Below are 338 nucleotides of genomic sequence, written 5' to 3' on the forward strand. Positions count from 1 at the left end.
TGTACAAGGCCCGGGAACGTATTCACCGCGACATGCTGATCCGCGATTACTAGCGATTCCGACTTCATGCTCTCGAGTTGCAGAGAACAATCCGGACTACGATCGGCTTTCTGAGATTAGCTCCCCCTCGCGGGTTGGCAACTCTCTGTACCGACCATTGTATTACGTGTGAAGCCCTGGCCATAAGGGCCATGAGGACTTGACGTCATCCCCACCTTCCTCCGGTTTGTCACCGGCAGTCTCATTAGAGTGCTCTTTCGTAGCAACTAATGACAAGGGTTGCGCTCGTTGCGGGACTTAACCCAACATCTCACGACACGAGCTGACGACAGCCATGC

General features: G+C 54.1%; 1 rRNA gene. It reads right to left on the reverse strand.

From position 1 onward, the window contains the following. Positions 1-338, reverse strand: a 16S ribosomal RNA gene (locus MUW73_RS04410); the annotation flags it as partial.

Origin of the sequence: Candidatus Cardinium sp. cByotN1, assembly GCF_022810525.1 — a bacterium.
In the GTDB taxonomy this organism is placed as follows: Bacteria; Bacteroidota; Bacteroidia; order Cytophagales; family Amoebophilaceae; genus Cardinium.